We start from the raw sequence: 18,952 nt of genomic DNA, 5'->3' as shown, positions 1-18,952 counted from the left end.
AACATACCATCTGAAAAATAACAATGCGTGTACGCTCATGAAAAAGATACAAAAACAGGCCTCGGAACCATCTTCCGAGGCCAAACCGGGGAATGGGGAACCGTGGGGGCGGATGAGCTTTCGGCGCTGCTGTGGCGCGAGCGGAGACAGCTGGAACTGCTGTTGTACCGGCTTGAAACGCAGTTGCTGCACGTTCGGGCAGGCAACTGGCATTGGCTGAAATTCGCTGCCGGTGATGTGGAAAAGGTCCTCGAAAACCTTCGGTTCGACACGCTTTCCCGGAACATCGAGTCGTCGGCCCGAGCGATCGAGTGGCGCCTGCCGGCGAACGCCACCTTGCCAATGATCGCTTCAGTGGCGCCGCCTGGAATCTGGCCGGAACTACTTCAGGAACACCACCGTGAACTCGTCCTGTTGCTCAAGCAAGTCGAAACAACCGCGGCCGCCAACCTCGAGTCTCTCCTGATGGGGCCACAAGGGGCTCGGAACCCGCCGCTTGACTCTGTGCAGCCCGGCGACATTATGGCCCCATCGGCGCCGGGAGCGATCGTGCAAGCGGGCACGGTGGATGACGTGATGCTGCTAGCGGAAAACGCCAATATCGAACGGGCCTTGGCCGTGACGAGGGATTGCTCGCTGCCGCTTCTCAGGGAGTTCCTGGGGTTGGCTTAGCGACGGCTACCGGTGGACGACAGTGTGCAGGAGAATAAAGCTTGGCTGTCCTGAGTTCGGGTTTGCATCGTAGGCGTAAACCTCCGAAAAGTTGCACGATTGCCTGTCCAATTTCGCCCATTCAAGGACGTCCAAGAGGCTGCCGGACGAAATATCGAATGCCTGCGATTTGTCCCAAGCGCCACTGTTGGGGTCGAGCCAGACGTCTATCACTCGAAATGAAGGATCGACGCAGATCAAGTTCATGTCCCGCTCGTCAATCGTCCGAATCTTCATCGCAAAAATCAGATCGCATTCTTGCAGGCAACTTGGGTGTCTGAGCCAACATTCCCCACTTGGGGCGCCTATTCCTTACGTTTCCGAACCGGCGGACGCAGCCCGGCAACGAGTTCCTCGGCTTCGGGGCCGGCCTGGGCAGCCGCAAGGTTGGCAGCGGCGATCGCCTCAACAACTTCGCGACGCTGGATGGACACCCCTCGAGGGGCCTCGATCCCGATCCGCACGCCGTCGCCGCGGCCTTCCATGACGGTGATGACAATGTCCTCACCAATCATGATCTGTTCGCCCGGCTTGCGTGTCAGTACCAGCATGCTCTCAATCTACCTTTCCGAGCACGGCAACGCGGGCGGGCTTGCCGTCCACCCACCCGATGGGAAGGCCGAGTCCGTTGACAGTCTCGGGACTTGCTGTTTCCGACGCGCCGAAAACAGCAAGGGCGTCGACGCGGACGCGCTCGGCGGCAAGTGCGGCGGAAAGCGCACGGACCCAGGCTGCCGTGTCTTCCGCTTTCCGCCCAGCGTCGGCAACCAGCCACAACTGGTCTGCGGCGAAGGCGGCGATGTCCGCCGCATGCGTCACGGCTTCGCCCCGCCTGCCAAGTCCATACGCCACCAGCAAGGTTTGGCCGGTGACGACCGCTTGGGCGCGCGCCGCCGTCGCACCCTGGCGTCCCGCCACGTGGAGGTGCCCGAAAGCGGTCAACGCTCCGGCTGTCCGGACGTCGGAGCCGCCCTCGGCGACGGACATTTCCAGCGCTGGTCCCAAGGCGTCGTCGCCGAGGCCAAGCAGGATGATGAGGTTGCCGCTGCCGCCAAGCGGCACTGGTACGGCTACTGGAACTCCGTGCCCGACGGCGGAGGCCGGCAAGGCGGTCAACATTCCTTGCGTTTGTGGTCCGTAGATCGGCGCCTGGAACTCCTTCCCCAGCTGTTCCAACAGCCCGGCAAAATCCGGCGAGGCGGTTGAAACTGCTGCCGCGGCACGGTGCAGGTCCATCTCAGCCGCGTCGGCTTGCTCCAGGAGCGCGGCGATGGCGGGCCCCTGCAACGCATGCGCCTCCCCGCCGAGGTGCGCCCCGCCCGCAGGGCCCTCCCAACTGACTCGCAGTTGTTGTCGTTCTGAGCCGTCAGAACGACAACTATTGCTAGCTAGTTGGGCGGAACCCGCTCCCGGAACCTCGATGGTGGCCTCGTAGCGATTGGCCGCGAAGAGCCCTGCGATTCCCGGGTTGGTGACTTTCTCGGCAGAGACGATCCGCGCGCCGGGCCCGTACTGCTGCTCGGCCTTCACCCGGATGGCGTCCAAGGACGCGCCCTTAAGCTTGTATTGCTTCGGCATGGCGGACCACCCCCACGGTTTCGATCTGGATGTTGGCAGACGTCACTTCGCGATAGGACAACACGGGCACACCGCCGTCGGGAGCCGCCACGAGCCGCCGGACCGCGGGCCGCAGCGCCGGGGCGCACACCAGGACAGCTTGCCGTCCGGCATTGGCCGCGGCCTCCACCGATGTCTGCACTGAGGCCAGGACGGCGTCCAGGCGCGCTTGGCTCATGACGATCTGGGTACCCCCTTCGGCCGGACGCATATCCTCGAGCATGGACTGTTCCAGGAGCGGATCGATCATGATCACATTGAGCACCGTGCCGTCCAGGAACTTGGCCGCGAGCGCCGGGCCGAGGGATTGCCGGGCGGTTTCGACCAGGGCCTCGGGCTCGGTGGAAACCTTGGCGCGGAGGGCAAGGGCCTCGTAAATGCGCGGAAGATCGTTGATGGGGACTTGTTCTTCGAGGAGGCCCTGCAGCACCCGCTGCACCTCCGCTAGGGACATGAGCCCCGGAATGAGCTCCTCGACGGCGGCCGGGCTCTGCTTGCGCACGCCTTCCGTCAGCACCCTGACGTCCTCCCGGGTGAGGAGCCTAGCGGCGTTGGCGGACACGATCGACGACAAGTGCGTCACCAGAACGGAAACCCGGTCGATCACCGTTGCTCCGGTCATTTCAGCGCTATGGCGCATCTCAGTGGGAATCCACTTACCGGCCAGCCCGAAGACCGGTTCCACGGTGGAGGTACCCGGCAGGGCGTCAAGGTAATCGCCGAGGGCCAGCAATTTGCCCGACGGCGCCGTGCCGCGTCCGGCTTCCACTCCGGCAATGCGGATGGCATAGGTGGCCGGTGGCAGCTCGACGTTGTCTCGCGTGCGGACGGGCGGAATCACGATCCCCAACTCCATGGCGATCTTGTGGCGCAAAGAGCGGACGCGGGCCAGGAGGTCGTCCGAGGCTCCGGAGACCATGTCAACAAGGTCCGGAGCCAACAAGATCTCGACGGGGTGGACGCGCATGTCCTGCATGAGCCGCTCGTTGGGGTCGTCTTCGGAGCTCAGGGTGGCTGCTTCCTGTGCGTCCTCCGCCTCGCTCTGCTTCTTCTGCTGCGCCGCCAGGCGCCTCGAGCCGAACAGCAGGGCAGCGCCCACCAGCAGGAAGGGCACGATCGGCATGCCGGGGATGAGCGCCATGGCCACCGCGGCCAGTCCGGCGATGAGCAAGGCGTTGGGCGACTGCATGAGCTGCGAAGAGGCCGTGCGGCCCATGTCTTCCTCGGCGTTGGACCGGGTGACGATCATGCCCGTGGACACTGCCATGAGGAGGGCCGGAATCTGGGTGACGAGCCCGTCGCCCATGGTCAGCAGCCCATAGGAATTCAGCGCGTCGCCGACATTCATGCCACGCTGCAGCACTCCGATGGCAATGCCGCCAACGAAGTTGATGATGATAATGATGATGCCCGCGATCGCATCGCCCTTGACGAATTTCGAGGCACCGTCCATCGCGCCGTAGAAGTCGGCCTCGGCGGACACCTCTGCGCGGCGCTTTCGGGCCTGGGCGTCCGTGATGAGGCCGGCGTTGAGGTCCGCGTCGATGGCCATCTGCTTGCCGGGCATGGCGTCGAGGGTGAACCTTGCCCCCACTTCGGCCACGCGTTCGGCGCCCTTGGTGACCACCACGAACTGGATGACCACAAGGATCAGGAACACCACGGCGCCGATGATCATGGAGCCGCCCACGGTGACCTTGCCGAAAGCATCGATCACTTGTCCGGCGAATCCTTGCCCCAGCACGAGCCGGGTGGACGCGACGTTGAGCCCCAGCCGGAACAGCGTAGCCACGAGCAACAAGGACGGGAAGACGGAGAAGTCCAGGGGCTTCTTGACGAACATGCTAGTGAGCAGGATCAGGAGGGCCAGCAGGATGTTGCAGACCATCAGGAAGTCCAGCAGCGGCGCCGGAACGGGAACCACCAGCAGCAGCACGATGCCCACGATTCCCACCGGCACGGTGAGCCTGGCGAGTCTGTTGTTCATTGCGGTGTCCTGTCCGGGGTGGTGTGGTTGCTCGGTGCGGTGAGTGTCCTATGGCTCCGGCTCACGCGGGGGCTCCGGTCATGGATCCCGCCACTACCGGCAAACGGTGCATTCCGCGGGCCGCTCCCCTGGCCTTGAGCGACATGACGAACGCCAGGACTCCTGCCACGGCCCTGTACAGCTCAACGGGGATTTCCTGGCCCAGCTCGCAGGCCGAATGCAGTGCCCTGGCCAGCGGCACGTCCTGGACCATCGGGACCGATTTCGCTTCCGCCTCTTCCCTGATACGGGCAGCGATCACTCCCGCTCCCTTGGCCACGACGCGCGGTGCCGCTTTGCCGGCGTCGTACTTCAGCGCTACGGCGACGTGCGTCGGGTTGACGATCACGACGTCGGCGTCTGCGATCGCGCCGATCATTCGGTTCCGGCTCATGCTCAATTGGCGCGAGCGCCGCTGGGACTTGATGAGGGGATCGCCGTCGCTGTTCTTGTTTTCGTCCTTGATCTCCTTTTTGGACATGCGCGTCTTCTTGCGGTTGCGGCGCATGACCACGAAGATGTCCGCGGCGGCAAGGACCAGGCCCGCCAGCACGGCGAACTGGATCAACGAACCGATGCCTCCGGCTGCTGCCGACAGGATGCCGGACACCGGCAGTCCCCCTGCGGTGAGGAGCACCGGGATGAGCCCCTGCACCACCGCGTAGAGGACAAGCCCGACGACGGCGGTCTTGAGGAGCGCTTTCAGGCCGCCCCACAGTGCCTGGCCGCCGAAGACCCGCTTGAGGCCACTGACAAGGTTGAAGTGTTCGAACTCGGCGCGGAACTTCTTGAAGTGGATGCCGCCCTGCAACGCGGATCCGGCCAGCACTACCACCATGACCACCACGAACAGGGGCCCCAGCACCTGGGCCAGGGAACCAAACCCGGCTTCTAGCGCCGCCACGGCTTTGGCAGGATCGGGGTTCGCGATCACGCCGCGGACGGTGAACAGTTGGTCCGCAGCAGCGTTGGAGGCACGCTCGATGGTGGACGGAATCATGGCTGCGGCGGACCCGACGGCGAGCCAGGCGGTGAGGTCCTGCGAGCGGGAAAGCTGCCCCTTGGACCGGACTTCCCGCATCCGTTTGTCAGTGGCATGCTCGGTTTTCTCCTGTGAATCCGACATCAGCCCACCCCCATCAGTGTGTTCGCCGCTTGCTCGGCGAGCATGGCAACGAGCCGCGGCAGTGCCAGGAACAGGAACCCTGCGAGGCCCAGGGTGATGAGGACCTTGAGGGGGAATCCCAAGGCAAAAGCATTCAGGGCGGGCGCTACACGGGTAAGGAGCCCCAACCCGATATCGGCGAGTACCAGTACCACCAACAAGGGCCCGGCGATTTGCACGGCGGAAAGGAACATCCCGGTCAGAGCCGAAATCATCGCGTGCACCGGCTGTGCCAAATCCAGTCCCCCGGCCAGTGGCAAGGCCGTGAAACTCCCGGTCAGCCCGCCGATCACCAGCTGGTAGCCATCCGAGGCGAAAAGCAGGGCCAGGGCGGCCATCTGCATCAGCCGCGTGAATTGGGCTCCGTTGATCATCATCTGGGGATCGAAGCCCTGGGCCATCTGGAAGCCGCTGAAGAGGTCGATCAGGCTGCCGGCCGATTGGATGGCCGCGAAGACGAGGAGAACGAGGAAGCCAAGGACCAACCCGGTCACGAGTTCAAGGACCACGGCCGTGATGAAGCCCGCAGTGTCCTTGGAGCTGTAGCCAACGGAGAGACGTTGGGAAACGGCCAGCCCTAAACCGATGCCGAGCATCGCTTTGATGCGCAGCGGAATTGTTTGGTGGGAGAAGGGCGGGGCGACCACCAGGAAGGCCGTCATCCGGACGGAGGCCAACAACAGGACCTCAAGCCAGGACTGGTTGAAGGGCAGCTCCACTTCACGCTCCGCCGATCAGCCCGGGTATCCGGGCAAAGAGCTCGTTGGTGAAGGAGACAGCCTCGGTGATCATCCAGTGCCCGCACACCACCAAGGCCACGGCCACGGCGACTGCCTTGGGCACGAAGGAGAGGGTGGCTTCCTGAAGCTGGGTGATGGACTGCAGGAGGGAAATGGCGAGGCCCACCACCAGCGCGGTCACCAAGGCGGGCGCGGCCAGCTTGGCCGCAAGAATCAGGGCCTGGAGGCAAATGTCCAGGACTGCGTTGGTATCCATCAGCCGCTCGAATAACTCTGGATCAGGGCCGTGATCACCAATCCCCAGCCGTCCACCAGGATGAACAGCAGGATCTTGAAAGGCAGCGAGATCATCACCGGCGGGAGCATCATCATGCCCATGGACATCAGCGCGGCCGAGACCACAAGGTCGATCACCAGGAACGGGATGAAGATGACGAAGCCGATGATGAACGCGGCCCGGAGCTCGGAGATCATGAACGCGGGGATGAGGGTCTGCAACGGGACCGATTGCGGGTTGGCCGGATTATCCAACTTGGCCGCCCGGGTCATGAGGGCGATGTCTTCCTGCCGGGTGTGGGCCACCATGAAGTGCTGGAGTGGCGCGGATCCGGCCGAAACGGCCCCGTTGAAGTCCAGCGTCCCGTTCAGGTAGGGCTGGATGCCGACGTTGTTGATTTCCGAAATCACGGGCCACATCACGAACAGGGACAGGAAGAGCGCCAGCCCGGCCAGTACCTGGTTGGGCGGGATCGACGGGAGCGACAAGGCGTTGCGGGTCATCGCCAGCACCACGAAGATCTTGGTGAACGAGGTCATCATGAGCAGCAAGGCAGGAGCGACCGAGAGCAGCGTGATCCCGATCAGGGTCACCACAGCTGTGGATGGCTTTCCGTCCAGCCCATTGATATTGATGCTGACGTTTCCGTTGGAGGGTTGGGCCGGTGCGGTGGGAACGGCGGGCGCGGTGGGCGGCGTCGGGCTGAGCGGGGCCGCATGTCCGGCGGACATGCCCAGCCACAGGAACAGGGCCGTCAGCAAAAGGATGCAAAGCACGGCCAGCAATATCCTGCCGGCGCGTCGGGCATCGGCAGTCCCAAGGGTCAGGATCAATTCCGGCGTCCCCTGATGGCCTCGGCGGCCTGCCGCCATGTGGAGCCGGCAAGGATGGATCCGTGCATGGGCTGTGATTTGTCCGGCTCGCTGCGGCGGTGGATCTCGCTGCGGCGAGTGAGTGCACTACCTTGGAGTGCACTGCCTTGGAGAGCCGTGGCTTGGGGCCCGTTGTCCGCAAGTGAGGCGCCGCCGGCATCGCGGAAGATATCGGCGAAGCTCCCGGGCGCTGGAGTTTCCGGGAGCTCCACGGGGACGTCGCTGCTGTGCAGGACGTTGATGGCGTGCTCAGTGACGCCCAAGAGGAAACGCTTGTCGCCGGCGTCGACCACCACCACGGAGGCCTTTTGGCCGACCGTCTGCCGGCTGACCACCGTCAAGGTGGTGTTGGCCCGGCGTCGGCCCTTGGCTTTTCCTTTGAGAAGCCGGCGCTGCAGGACCCAAATGAGCCCCAGCACCGCGCCCAGGGCCACGAGCACGCGCAGCCCGAGGACGAGCGAATCCATCTAGTAGATTCCCTCGGCGACATCCAGGATGCGTGTGATGCGCACTGCATAGTCCTGGTCCACGACGACGACTTCACCGTGGGCGATCAGGCGTCCGTTGAGCAGGACGTCCGCGGGTGCACCGGCCGAGCGGTCCAGCTCGATCACTTTGCCCGGCTCCAGGGCGAGGGCGTCGCGCACGGACATACGTGTGCGGCCGATTTCCACGGTGAGGGCCATTTCGACGTTGCTGATCAGTCCGAGGCGGGACGAAACGGCACCGGACTGGGCGCTCCGTGCGGCAGCGGTGTCCCGCACGGTTCCGTGTTCGCGGACCCGGATGGCAAACCAGCCGAACGTCGGGCCGCCGTCGGACGCGGGAGACTGGCGCAGTTCAAAAAGGGCGGTTTCGGGGTCGGACAGCAGCCCGGTAGCGTCTTCCTCGCGCAACTCCCCCAGCACGCCGGCGTCGAACGCGTCGGCTGCGTGTTCCATCGCGGGACGCAGTACGTCAACGACGGAGACGATACCGCCGGAGACGGCACCGGCGGGCAGGCCGCCTTGGAGGGGGCCGCCGCTCAACCCACCGCCGGCAGCGGCAAGGAAGGAACGGTCCGTGAGGATGAGTGCGAAGTCCGCGGTCACGGCGCCGACGAAAGTGGCCGTAATCGCGAGGGGTGCGTATGGCGCGGCGGCCTGGGGCGGGACAATGCCGGAGACGTTCAGCGTGGCAGGAGTCGGCAACTGCATGGCCAAACGCTCGGCCGCGGATTCGTGCAGGGTCAGGGTGATGCTCATCGCTGGTTCTCCTCGATTGTGACGATGACGGCGGCTGCACGGGAGCCGTTGCGGGCCGGGGCTGCGGTGGCCAGGCGGGTACCGTTGATGGCGACGTCGAACGGCCGGTTCTCCAGGTGCGGCAGCGGAATGACGTCCCCGACGGCGAGGCCCAGGATCTGCGCCGGCGTCACCGGCGTGGGGCTCAACTGGATGGCTACGTCTACCGGCACTTGGGTGACCTGGGCGCGGACCAGCGCCTCGGCGTCGCGGCTGTGGACGGTGGGATTCACGTCGCCGAGCCCGGAAAGGAGGATGTCGGCGGGAATAGCGAGACTGGCTGCGGCAAGGCTTTCGCCCACCTTCACCGTGAACGAAGCCACGATCATGAGCTCCGCCGGAGCGGCGGCTTGGGCGAACTGGGAGTTGTACTGGATGACGTCCATGCGCACCGGGGTGGTCAGCAGGGCACCAAGCGAATAGCTCAGGTCCTCCAGTCCGTCTTCCACCATGCGGCTGATGAGGGCCTGCTCGATCTGGGTGAACTTCCGATCCGGGACGGCCGTCTCACTGGCGCCACCCAGCATGCGGGTGACCCAGGACAATGCCGCCGTGGCCGGAAACTGCATGACCAGCCGCGACTCGCTGCCCTCAATGCGGCACAGCACCATCGAAGTGACCGAAGGGAGGGACGCCGCGTATTCGTCGTAGCTCTGCATGATGAGCTGTTCAAGGGTCGCGGTGGATTTCACGCGGACCTTGGCCGTGAGCTGTGTTCCCCATTGGCGGGCGAACGTCTCGAAGGCGACTTCCAGGACGCGGCTGTGCTGCCGCGGCAAGGTGGTGGGCCTGCGGAAGTCATAGACGTCCACGGTGCGCTGCCGTCCCGCGAATTGATCTTCCTGTTCACTCACGGTTGCCACTATCGGCAAGGAAAGTGCGGGCGTAAGTTAAAGCTACGCGGCCGGAGCCTGCGAAATCCTCACCATGTTGCCCGAAGGATCGCGGAAGGCGCAGTCACGGGGACCCCACGGCTGGTCGATTGGTTCCTGCATGACCTCCGCGCCGGAAGCCCTGACCCTTTCGAAGAGCGTGTCGACGTCGTCGGAGCGGAAGACGATCGGCCCCAGGACACCCTTGGTGAGCAGCTCCTGGAGGGAATCGCCGTCGGCCTTTGACCTGCCCGCATGCGGTTCGGAAAGCACGATTTCAACACCCGGCTGGTCCTTGCTGCCGAGCGTCACCCACCGGAATCCGCCCTGCGCGACGTCGTTGAGCACCTCGAGCCCGAGGGCGTCCCGGTAGAACGTGAGCGCTTCGTCGGGATCGTTGACAGTGATGTGTGAGTACTGCAGTGAAATAGTCATGGCAACGACGCTAGTCCGTGGCGTTGACCAGCGCTTCTCGAATCCTGCTCGCTTCTTTCCAAGGGGTTATGGAGTTCCGAAGCCGGCGTCGCCGAGAACCTTCTTGCCTTCGCTTCCCGTCACCAACGCGATGAAAGCCGTGGCCAGGTCCTTGTTCTTGCTGGTGCCCACAGCGCCGATCGGGTACGTGTTGACGGCCTTGTCCGACTCGGGGAACGTGATTCCCTTGACCTTGTCCCCCGCGCCCTTGACGTCCGTGACGTAGACGAGTCCGGCGTCGGCCTCCCCGGAGGCGACCTTACCGAGGACGTCAGTCACGGAAGACTCTTCGCTGACAGGCTTCAGGGTTGTGCCGGTGGCCTTTTCGATGGTTTGGGCGGCAGAGCCGCAAGGTACTTGGCTGGCGCAGACGACCACCTTGACACCCGGCTTGGCGAGGTCCGCGAAGGAACTGATCGACGCCGGGTTGGACGGCGGGACGGCAATGGTCAGGACGTTGGTGGCGAAGTTCTTGGCCGTTCCGTCGAGCAGCTTGGCGTCGGAAAGCTTGGCCATGTTCTTCGTGTCTGCCGAGGCAAAGACGTCCGCCGGAGCGCCCTGGGTGATCTGCGTGGCGAGGTCCGAAGACCCGGCGAAGCTCAGGGCCACTTTTGTACCCGGGTTCGCAGCTTCGAATTCGCTGGCCAATCTGGTGAACGTTGCCTTTAGCGAGGCAGCCGCGTAAACCGTCACCGTACCGGAGAGCTTTGGCGTTTCGCTGGCGCTGGCGGATCCGCTGTTTGCGGTGCTGGCGGGAGTGCCTGAACCGCAGCCGGTCATCCCCGCCGCGAGGGCGCCGGCAACGAGCAGCGCGGCGAAAGGCTTGCGGGTGATCCTCATATGGTGCTCTTTCCTTGGGGTGTTTCGATGATGACGGTGGTGGCCTTGACCACGGCTGTGGCAACTGAGCCGAGTTCGAGCCCGAGTTCCCGGACCGCCTCGCTGCTCATGAGGGATACGACACGGAAGGGACCGCATTGCAGTTCCACCTGGGCCATGACTTTGTCGGCAGTGATGCCCGTGACCAGGCCGACGAAGCGGTTGCGCGCCGAGCGGCCCACCCGGGTGGGATCCTCAGGCAGCTGGGCCTGGTCCCGCGCGACGTGGGCGAGTTCCAGGCCATCCACGGCCAGCCGGCCTGAATCGTCCTTGACCGGGGTCAGGATGCCGTTCTCGGTCCAGCGCCGGACGGTATCGTCACTGACGCCCAGGAACCGGGCTGCTTCAGATACTCGAATATTTGGCATGGCTTCAGAATAATCCTCAAATGCGGTTGTGACGGCATGTATCTTCCGCAAATCAAATGTGACCGTATTTCCGGGGAGTGATGCTTTTCCGGCTAGTAGACGTCCCGGACGCAGCAGAGGTCCCGCCCCATCGGGGGCGGGACCTCTGGCGTATTGTGGCCGGCTACGGCCGATCAGCTAGTCAATCCGCGGCGATTGCTCAGTCCGCGGCGACTGCAAGCGCTTCCCGACGCTTGCTCGCTTCGTTCCGGCTGGGCCGCGTGCGTATCTTCGCCACGCAAGCAGGCATGGCGGCGACGGCCAGATGCTCCCGGGCGCGGTAAGTGCTAGGCGGCACCCCCACGAGTTCAGTGAACCGCGAGCTGAACGAGCCAAGCGACGTACAACCGACCTCCATGCACGCGTCGGTCACGCTCATTCCGCCGCGCAGGAGCGCCATCGCGCGCTCGATTCGGCGGGTCATGAGGTAGTTGTAAGGGGTCTCGCCATAGGCGGCCCGGAACTGCCGCGAGAAGTGCGCCGGTGACATGAAGGCATGGCTGGCCATGGTCGGCACGTCGAGGGGCTTTGCGTACTCGCGGTCGATCAGGTCACGGGCCTTCCGCAAGTACGTGAGCCTGGCGATGTCTTCCGGGGTCATGCCACGAGCGTACCTCGGCATGGCGATCACTTCCATGGTGCCCGACGGCGTTGGGTCACCGGCCGCGACAAGGGCACCGGCCGCTACTGGCCGCCGGCCCTCGCCTTAAGCGCTTCGGGGATCAGGGCGCGGACCACTTCGGGTTTGTCCGAGAGGACGACCACGTCCACCCTGCGGTTGAGTTCCATCAGCGCCTCGGTGGAATCGTCGTTGACCTGCCTGGCGGATCCGAATGCTACGGCGCCGATGTGCCCTGCCGAAATGCCCCCATGGTCGACGAGGTACCTGAGGACGTTGACGGAGCGTGCAGAAGACAGCTCCCATGTGGAGGGATACGAGGTGACTCCGTTGGCGGCATGGCCTTCCACCATGATTTCAAGGGCCGCCTTGGCCATGGCCGGGGCAATCATGCCAAGAACCTGGCTCGCGCGGGGCGTGAGTTCCGGCCGGTCGGGCTCGAAGAAGGTCTGCGATCCTACGAGTTTCACGGTGAGTCCGCGTTCGTTGATCTTGAACTGCACGTTGGCCCCCAGCCCCGCGGCGTCGAGCTTGGACTTCATGTCGTCGCGCAAAGCGGTGAGCCGGGCCGCTTCCTTGAGTGCGAGGTCCAGGTTGGAGAATCCTTGGGCATCGGCGCTGGTGTATTCCGGCGGAACGACCGTCCCGGTGGCGGTGTCCACTTTCTGGCTGACCACCGTGCCGAAACCCGTAGCAAGTGAATTGCGGAGCTTGTCGAATTTGGCCTGGTCCACGGTGGACATTGCGAAGAGCACGATGAACATGCACATGAGCACCGTGACCATGTCCATGTAGGAAGCCATCCAGCGTTCGTCGACGTGTTCTTCCGCCGGAGGTGAACCGCGGCGGCGCCGGGACCTCATGCGGCCTTGGATGAAGCGAATTTGCCGGGGCGGGCTTCGTCGTCGTCGCTCTTCTTTGCGGATTTCACCTTGCCGAGCCTGTCGGCGGGAACCATGGCGCGGAGCCGTTCGGCGAGAAGGAGGGGCTGGGTCCCGTTCTGCACCGCCAGCATTCCCTCCATCAGGAGGGTCATGCGTTCGATTTCCAGCTCGGACAGTCGCTTGAGCCGCGAGCTGAAGGGCAGCCAGATGAAGTTCGCGGACAACAGACCCCAGAGGGTCGCCACGAAAGCGGAAGCGATCATCGGTCCCAGATGATCGGGCGAGGAAAGGTTTTCAAGGACGTGGGTCAGCGATACCACGGTGCCGATAATGCCGATGGTTGGAGCGTAGCCGCCCAGGCTGGCGAAAAATTTGGCAGAGACGTGGTCGCTGCGCATCTTGGAGTCGATCTCGTCTTCCATGAGGATGCGCAGCTCTTCGGCGTCGGTGCCGTCGGCGATGTTCTGGAGGGCACGGGCCAGGAAAGGATCCTTCTCGTCCGTGGCCGCCTCTTCGAGGGAGAGGAGGCCCTCGCTCCGCGCCTTCTCGGCAAATCCGATCAGCTGGTCGATGCTTTCTTGAGGCTTGTCCGTCTTTCCCTTGAACGCTTTGGGGAGGTCCTTGAACGCCCGCACGGTATCGCGGAACGTGTTTCCGGCCAGACCCACGGCCAAGGTGGCACCGAAAACCAGGACCATGGGCGCGGGAAGCAGGAGGGCCATGAGGTTGGCGTCTTCGAGGGTCACCATGGCGACCACCGAGCCGAAGGCCAGGAACAGGCCGATTATTGTTGAGGGATCCATGGCTTACCTTCCGTCCGGTTCCGGTGTGCGCACGAGGCTCAAGGGATAGCCCGTAACGGTGGGGAGGTCCTGTGCGCGCCGAAGAATATAGGCCCGGTAGTTCGCAATCAGTTCCACAACCTCCGCGAGGGTTTCCCGCACAACGTACGTAGCGCCGTCGAGGGTCACCAGATGGGTGTCCGGGCTTTCGTGGATCCGTTCAATGATGTCCGGATTCACGGCAAAGCGGGTGCCGTTCAGGCGGGTGACAACGATCATGGGCCGTTTCTGCTTTAGCTAGGGAGGCGCTTGTAGGAGTGCGGTTCAGTTCCTACTGTCGGCCGGAGGCTCGCTCCCGTTAGGCAGTGTCAGCGCAGCGTCGCTGGGCGCACGCGTACCGGCGCGAGGATTCCGATGATCATGACGGCGGTGATGGAACCTGCCGCCATGATCGCCGCGAGCACCACAATCTGGAAGCGGCCTGCCTCAAAGGGAGAAACCCCGCCAAAAATCGCCCCGACGAACGCGCCGGGTAGGGTGACAAGTCCCGTCGTCTTGGTTTGATCGGTTGACGGAATAAGGGCCGAATAGACGGTCCGCCGGGCGAGATCAAGGGTTGCTTGCCTCGGGGTGGCGCCGAGCGCGAGCCAACCCTCAACTTCCTCCCAATGCTCGTAGACCGATTCCTTGAAGCGCCGGCCGGCCAGCACTGCGATGGTCATTCCATTGCCAATGACGATTCCGCCAATTGCGAGCGCGTAGCGGGGAGTGAACGCGATTGCCCCGGTCGCAAAAATGACGGCGAGGGTAATTCCGATACCCCCGGCCATGGAGCCGCTGACCAAGCCCAAATGCGGCAGGCTCCAGCCAATCCGACGGGTGGCACTCATCGCGGCCACCGCGAACATCACGAGTAGCGCGACGGCGACCCAAAGCGGACTGGTGATGACGCCGCCCAGAACAAGACTGATCGCGGCGAGCTGCGCGGCTCCACGGAGGATGGCCAATGCGGGCGCGAAAGGGTGAGGGGTCCGGAACGCCAAGAGGAGTGCCAGCGTGACTGCCATCAGGACGCCGACGCCGAGGAAGGTCGGCAGGAATTCGGCGAGACCGGGCATGGAGCCAGCTTATCGACTGCAGCAAGGCACTCGCTCGGACGACGACACACCGCTTCCGCTTATTAGGTCATGTAAATCTTGCGTAATACATGTGATTCCGGTCACTATAGGTCGTTCTGGATGGAGATTTAGGTATGGCTAACCTAAAGTTTCAAGCTGTGAGCCCGCAGTTCCTTCCCCCGGGTTCCCTTGGATTTGCTCGCAGAAAGAAGCCCTCATGAAGATTCGCGCAAACGCGCTGGCCGGCATCGCACTCGCCGCCACTGCAGCCCTGAGCCTGGCCGCTTGCGGCAACGGCACGGCCTCCCCAGCAGCCACCGGTTCCACTTCCGCTTCCGCCGACGCTGCTACTTCCACTAAAGTGGGGGGCGAAATCACCGTCTACAACGCCCAGCACGACACCCTGACCAAGGAATGGGTGGACGCGTTCACCAAGGAGACCGGCGTCAAGGTCACCGTCCGCCAAGGTTCCGACACCGAGCTCTCCAACCAGATCATCCAGGAAGGCGCGGCATCCCCGGCCGACGTCTTCCTCACGGAGAACTCCCCCGCCATGGCCCAGGTTGAGAACGCCGGCCTCTTCGCCGACATCGACAAGGCCACCGTGGACCAGGTCCCGGCCGCGTACCGCCCGTCCACCAACAAGTGGACCGGCATCGCCGCCCGCTCCACGGTTCTGGTGTACGACAAGACCAAGATCAGCGACGACAAGCTGCCCAAGTCGATGCTGGACCTGGCCAAGCCGGAGTGGAAGGGCCGGTGGGCAGCTTCGCCGTCCGGCGCCGACTTCCAGGCCATTGTTGCCGCCCTCCTCGAACAAAAGGGCGAGGCCGCCACCACTGAGTGGCTCAAGGGCATGAAGGACAATTTCAAGGCGTACAAGGGCAACAGCACCGCCATGAAGGCAGTCAACGCCGGCGAAGTCGACGCCGCACTGATCTACCACTACTACTACTACGGCGACCAGGCGAAGACCGGCGAGAACTCCAAGAACGTCACCCCGTACTTCTTCAAGAACCAGGACCCCGGCGCGTTCCTGTCCGTCTCCGGTGGCGGCGTGCTGAAATCCTCCAAGAACTCCGCAGCTGCCCAGGCCTTCATCAAGTTCGTCACCGGCAAGCAGGGCCAGGAAGTCCTCAAGAACGGCACTTCCTACGAATACGCGATCGCTTCCAACGTGGACTCGAACGCTAAACTCGTTCCCATCAAGGATCTGCAAGCTCCTACCGTGGATCCGGCCAAATTGAACTCCGCAAAGGTCACCGACCTGATGACCAAGGCAGGACTGCTGTAATTCTGTGACCACTGATCTATCGGCTCGCGTCTCCCCGGAAATTCCCGAGGCTCCGTCGAGCACGACGACGGCGGGCAGGGGCAAGCGCCCCCGCCCGCCTTTCGGCGTTTCTGCAATATCCCTCCTGGCCGTGCTGATCGCGCTGTTTTCGCTCATCCCGCTGGGGTACGTCGCTTACATGACGGCCGCGACCGGGTGGGACACCGCCGTCGCACTCATCTTCCGGCCGCGCGTTGGCGAGCTGCTCCTGAACACCGTGATGCTGGTGGTCTTCACGGTGCCCATCTGCCTGGTGTTGGGAGTCGGTGGCGCGTGGCTCGTGGAGCGGACCAAGCTGCGGGGGCATCGCTGGTGGGCTGTGGCCCTGGCAGCCCCGCTGGCCATTCCCGCGTTCGTCAACAGCTATGCGTGGGTGACCGCGGTCCCCTCGCTGGAGGGCATCTGGTCCGGCGTGCTGATCGCCACGCTGTCGTATTTCCCCCTTGTCTACATTCCCGCGGCGGCGACGCTGGGGCGTCTGGACCCCGCGATTGAGCAGTCCGCGGCCTCCCTTGGCTTGGGACCATGGGCCATCTTCTTCCGGGTTGTCCTGCCTCAACTCCGGATCGCCATGACGGGTGGCGCACTCCTGGTGTCGCTGCACCTGCTGGCCGAATACGGCGCGTTCGCCATGATCCGCTTCGACACGTTCACCACCGCGATCATGACCCAGTTCCAATCCACGTTCAACGGCACAGCCGGGAACATGCTGGCAAGCGTCCTGGTGTTCTTCTGCCTCATCCTGCTCCTGGCGGAAGTCAGGAGCCGCGGTACCGCACGCTACGCCCGCGTCGGTTCCGGTGCACAGGCCAAGCCGACCAGGCTTCCCCTGCGCCACTACCAGCTTCCGTCCCAGCTAGGCCTGCTTGCCCTCACCGTGTTGGCCTTCGGGTTGCCGATCTTTTTTGTCCTGCGCTGGGTGCTGGCGGGAGGCGCGCGCGTCTGGTCCGCCGACGAATTCCTTCCGGCACTGCTCCAGACCCTCGCTTATGGCACCGTAGGCGCCGCGGCGACAATCGTCGTCGGCTTCCCCATGGCCTATCTGGCCGTGCGGCACCCCAGTTGGTTCAGCAAGATGCTTGAACTCTCCAATTACGTCACCAGCTCCCTGCCCGGCATCGTGGTGGGCCTCGCCTTCGTGACCGTGAGCATCCGCATGGTCCCGGGAATCTACCAGACCTCCGGCGTCCTGATTGCGGCCTATGTGCTGTTGTTCCTGCCGCGGGCCCTGGTCAACATCCGCTCCGGACTGGCCCAGGCTCCCAAGGAACTTGACGAAGCCGCGCAATCGCTCGGCAAGGCACCGCTGGTGTCCTTCCTGAAGGTGACGTTGCGGCTCACGGCTCCGGCCGCCGCCGGCGGGGCCGCGCTGGTGTTCCTTGCCATAGTCAACGAGCTGACCGCCACGCTGCTGCTGTCCCCCAATGGCACGCACACCCTGGCCACCGAATTCTGGAGCAAGAGCAGCGAGATCGACTACTCGGGCGCGGCACCTTACGCCCTGCTCATGATCCTGTTGTCCGCCCCCATGACGTACTTGCTTTTCCAACAGTCCAAGAAAGTAGCCGGACAGTGACCGAACAATCCCCCTCAAGGCTTCCGGCACCGCGCGTGGCGGCTTCGGTGGCCCCTACCACCAACACGCATCTGGACATCGCCGAGGTCACCAAGAACTTCGGCTCCCAGGCCGTGCTGAAGGGCGTGAACCTTTCCGTGGCCAAGGGCGGGACCACTGCCATCGTCGGGCCTTCCGGTTCCGGCAAGACCACCCTGTTGCGCCTCATCGCCGGATTTGAGCACCCGGGCACCGGCTCAATCAGCCTCAACGGAAACAAGGTGGCCGGGGACGGGATTTGGGTACCGGCCCACAAGCGGCACGTTGGCTATGTTGCCCAGGACGGCGCGCTCTTCCCACACCTTACGGTGGGGCAGAACATCGCGTTCGGGCTGGACAAGTCAGCGCTCGACGGCGGCCGCCGCGCCGTGAAGACGCGCGTCCAGGAACTGCTCGACATGGTTTCCCTCGATGCCGACATGGCGAAGCGGCGGCCCCACCAGCTCTCGGGCGGCCAGCAGCAGCGGGTGGCACTCGCCCGAGCCCTGGCCCGCGAACCGCAACTCATGCTGCTCGACGAGCCTTTCTCAGCGCTCGACGCCGGCCTCCGCGTGGCCACGCGGCGCGCCGTCGCGAAGGTGCTGAACGAAGCCGGGGTCACCACCATCCTGGTGACGCACGATCAAGCCGAGGCCCTGTCCTTCGCGGATCAGGTGGCGATCATGCGTGGCGGGAAGCTGGCGCAGATCGGCAATCCATTCGTTGTGTACACGCGTCCCGCAGACCGGGCAACGGCCGAATTCCTCGGTGACGCCGTCATCCTGGACGCGTGGATGGAAGGCTCCCTGGCCACGTGTTCGCTAGGCGGCATACCTGTACGCCGTCCCCCGGCGCAGGGCCTCGTGCAATTGATGCTCCGCCCTGAACAAATCCGGATTGCTCCCGACGGTCCCATCCGCGGCGTGGTCGTCGATACGGACTACTTCGGCCCCGAGACCACGGTGCGGATCAAGCTCGCCCCGCGCGTTGCAGCCGCCGGCGCATCCTTGGCCTACCCGGGAGGTGGCGAAATCATCACCATCCGGCACTGGAACGCTTCCATCACCAAGCCCGGCACGGAACTGTGCCTCCGCGTGGTGGGCGAAGGCGTGGCGTTCCCTGTGGAGGATTAGGGGTGTAGGTCGGCCTGTTGCGGGCCTGTTGCGGGCCGCGCCGCGGGCGTGCTAGCGTTGCGGCGATCGTGATCTATCGGCAGGAGGTGAGTCCCATGAACGCAGTATCCGCAATGGGTGCTCCCCTGCAGTCCACGATCTCGCGACTGAAATAGTCGCCACTGGG

22 protein-coding genes are annotated in these 18,952 nt (G+C 64.2%); 4 read left to right on the top strand and 18 right to left on the bottom strand.

Features of this window, described 5'->3' with window-relative positions:
• Window positions 1-27 precede the first annotated feature (27 nt).
• Window positions 28-672, top strand: coding sequence for a hypothetical protein (locus tag ACFVTG_RS17785; protein WP_390282212.1), 645 nt, complete (start codon window positions 28-30; stop codon window positions 670-672).
• Between the two features lie 344 nt (window positions 673-1,016).
• Here the strand turns inward: ACFVTG_RS17785 and ACFVTG_RS17780 are convergent, their stop codons facing one another.
• The 18 genes from ACFVTG_RS17780 to ACFVTG_RS17695 all read right to left on the bottom strand — a co-directional run bounded on the left by ACFVTG_RS17780 (window position 1,017) and on the right by ACFVTG_RS17695 (window position 14,726).
• Complete coding sequence (locus ACFVTG_RS17780) at window positions 1,017-1,262, bottom strand: carbon storage regulator (protein WP_284756280.1); 246 nt, start codon at window positions 1,260-1,262, stop codon at window positions 1,017-1,019.
• Between the two features lie 4 nt (window positions 1,263-1,266).
• Window positions 1,267-2,289 (bottom strand): hypothetical protein, encoded by a 1,023-nt coding sequence (locus ACFVTG_RS17775; protein WP_390282211.1) that lies wholly within the window; start codon window positions 2,287-2,289, stop codon window positions 1,267-1,269.
• Entirely contained in the window at window positions 2,267-4,315 is a 2,049-nt protein-coding gene (locus tag ACFVTG_RS17770; protein WP_390282210.1) for a flagellar biosynthesis protein FlhA, read from the bottom strand. The genes ACFVTG_RS17775 and ACFVTG_RS17770 overlap by 23 nt, the downstream gene beginning before the upstream one ends.
• Before the next feature lie 61 nt (window positions 4,316-4,376).
• Window positions 4,377-5,480, bottom strand: a complete 1,104-nt coding sequence (locus ACFVTG_RS17765) for a flagellar biosynthesis protein FlhB (protein WP_390282209.1) — start codon at window positions 5,478-5,480, stop codon at window positions 4,377-4,379.
• Complete coding sequence (locus ACFVTG_RS17760) at window positions 5,480-6,238, bottom strand: flagellar biosynthetic protein FliR (RefSeq protein WP_390282208.1); 759 nt, start codon at window positions 6,236-6,238, stop codon at window positions 5,480-5,482. The genes ACFVTG_RS17765 and ACFVTG_RS17760 overlap by 1 nt, the downstream gene beginning before the upstream one ends.
• A gap of 1 nt (window position 6,239) precedes the next feature.
• Window positions 6,240-6,515 carry a flagellar biosynthesis protein FliQ gene (gene fliQ, locus ACFVTG_RS17755; RefSeq protein ID WP_078106307.1) on the bottom strand — a complete coding sequence of 92 codons (276 nt, stop codon included), beginning with the start codon at window positions 6,513-6,515 and terminating at the stop codon, window positions 6,240-6,242.
• Window positions 6,515-7,408, bottom strand: a complete 894-nt coding sequence (fliP, locus tag ACFVTG_RS17750; RefSeq protein ID WP_390282207.1) for a flagellar type III secretion system pore protein FliP — start codon at window positions 7,406-7,408, stop codon at window positions 6,515-6,517. The genes fliQ and fliP overlap by 1 nt, the downstream gene beginning before the upstream one ends.
• Entirely contained in the window at window positions 7,366-7,875 is a 510-nt protein-coding gene (gene fliO / locus ACFVTG_RS17745) for a flagellar biosynthetic protein FliO (RefSeq protein ID WP_390282206.1), read from the bottom strand. The genes fliP and fliO overlap by 43 nt, the downstream gene beginning before the upstream one ends.
• On the bottom strand, window positions 7,876-8,652 hold the full coding sequence (gene fliN / locus ACFVTG_RS17740; RefSeq protein WP_390282205.1) for a flagellar motor switch protein FliN: 777 nt from the start codon (window positions 8,650-8,652) through the stop codon (window positions 7,876-7,878).
• On the bottom strand, window positions 8,649-9,545 hold the full coding sequence (locus ACFVTG_RS17735) for a flagellar motor switch protein FliM (protein ID WP_284756290.1): 897 nt from the start codon (window positions 9,543-9,545) through the stop codon (window positions 8,649-8,651). The genes fliN and ACFVTG_RS17735 overlap by 4 nt, the downstream gene beginning before the upstream one ends.
• A 42-nt stretch (window positions 9,546-9,587) precedes the next feature.
• Entirely contained in the window at window positions 9,588-9,998 is a 411-nt protein-coding gene (locus ACFVTG_RS17730; RefSeq protein ID WP_284756292.1) for a VOC family protein, read from the bottom strand.
• 66 nt (window positions 9,999-10,064) lie between these two features.
• Entirely contained in the window at window positions 10,065-10,877 is an 813-nt protein-coding gene (gene modA / locus ACFVTG_RS17725) for a molybdate ABC transporter substrate-binding protein (RefSeq protein WP_390282204.1), read from the bottom strand.
• Window positions 10,874-11,284 carry a molybdopterin-binding protein gene (locus tag ACFVTG_RS17720; protein ID WP_059388228.1) on the bottom strand — a complete coding sequence of 137 codons (411 nt, stop codon included), beginning with the start codon at window positions 11,282-11,284 and terminating at the stop codon, window positions 10,874-10,876. The genes modA and ACFVTG_RS17720 overlap by 4 nt, the downstream gene beginning before the upstream one ends.
• Before the next feature lie 199 nt (window positions 11,285-11,483).
• A complete protein-coding gene (locus ACFVTG_RS17715) occupies window positions 11,484-11,924 on the bottom strand; it encodes a helix-turn-helix transcriptional regulator (protein WP_390282203.1) in 441 nt (146 codons plus the stop codon).
• An 83-nt stretch (window positions 11,925-12,007) separates the two neighbouring features.
• The gene (locus tag ACFVTG_RS17710) at window positions 12,008-12,805 is read right to left on the bottom strand and encodes a flagellar motor protein MotB (RefSeq protein ID WP_390282202.1); all 798 of its coding nucleotides are present in this window, start codon (window positions 12,803-12,805) and stop codon (window positions 12,008-12,010) included.
• Window positions 12,802-13,629, bottom strand: coding sequence for a motility protein A (locus ACFVTG_RS17705; protein WP_390282201.1), 828 nt, complete (start codon window positions 13,627-13,629; stop codon window positions 12,802-12,804). The genes ACFVTG_RS17710 and ACFVTG_RS17705 overlap by 4 nt, the downstream gene beginning before the upstream one ends.
• Window positions 13,630-13,632: 3 nt before the next feature.
• The gene (locus ACFVTG_RS17700; protein WP_284756301.1) at window positions 13,633-13,887 is read right to left on the bottom strand and encodes a flagellar FlbD family protein; all 255 of its coding nucleotides are present in this window, start codon (window positions 13,885-13,887) and stop codon (window positions 13,633-13,635) included.
• An 89-nt stretch (window positions 13,888-13,976) separates the two neighbouring features.
• Window positions 13,977-14,726: an ABC transporter permease gene (locus tag ACFVTG_RS17695; protein ID WP_284756302.1), complete on the bottom strand. Its 750-nt coding sequence runs from the start codon at window positions 14,724-14,726 to the stop codon at window positions 13,977-13,979.
• A 217-nt stretch (window positions 14,727-14,943) separates the two neighbouring features.
• On the opposite strand from ACFVTG_RS17695, the gene ACFVTG_RS17690 reads away from it, so the two are divergent.
• Genes ACFVTG_RS17690 through ACFVTG_RS17680 form a run of 3 tightly spaced genes read left to right on the top strand, consistent with a single transcriptional unit; the run spans window position 14,944 to window position 18,786 of the window.
• A complete protein-coding gene (locus ACFVTG_RS17690) occupies window positions 14,944-16,020 on the top strand; it encodes an iron ABC transporter substrate-binding protein (RefSeq protein WP_284756303.1) in 1,077 nt (358 codons plus the stop codon).
• A 4-nt stretch (window positions 16,021-16,024) separates the two neighbouring features.
• On the top strand, window positions 16,025-17,635 hold the full coding sequence (locus ACFVTG_RS17685; protein ID WP_284756304.1) for an iron ABC transporter permease: 1,611 nt from the start codon (window positions 16,025-16,027) through the stop codon (window positions 17,633-17,635).
• Window positions 17,632-18,786: an ABC transporter ATP-binding protein gene (locus ACFVTG_RS17680; RefSeq protein WP_390282199.1), complete on the top strand. Its 1,155-nt coding sequence runs from the start codon at window positions 17,632-17,634 to the stop codon at window positions 18,784-18,786. The genes ACFVTG_RS17685 and ACFVTG_RS17680 overlap by 4 nt, the downstream gene beginning before the upstream one ends.
• Window positions 18,787-18,952 lie beyond the last annotated feature (166 nt).

This window comes from Arthrobacter sp. NPDC058127, from assembly GCF_042884555.1.
Classification (GTDB): domain Bacteria; phylum Actinomycetota; class Actinomycetes; order Actinomycetales; family Micrococcaceae; genus Arthrobacter.
Note: the sequence above shows the minus strand (reverse complement) of the source record. Positions and strands in the feature narration are given on the sequence as shown.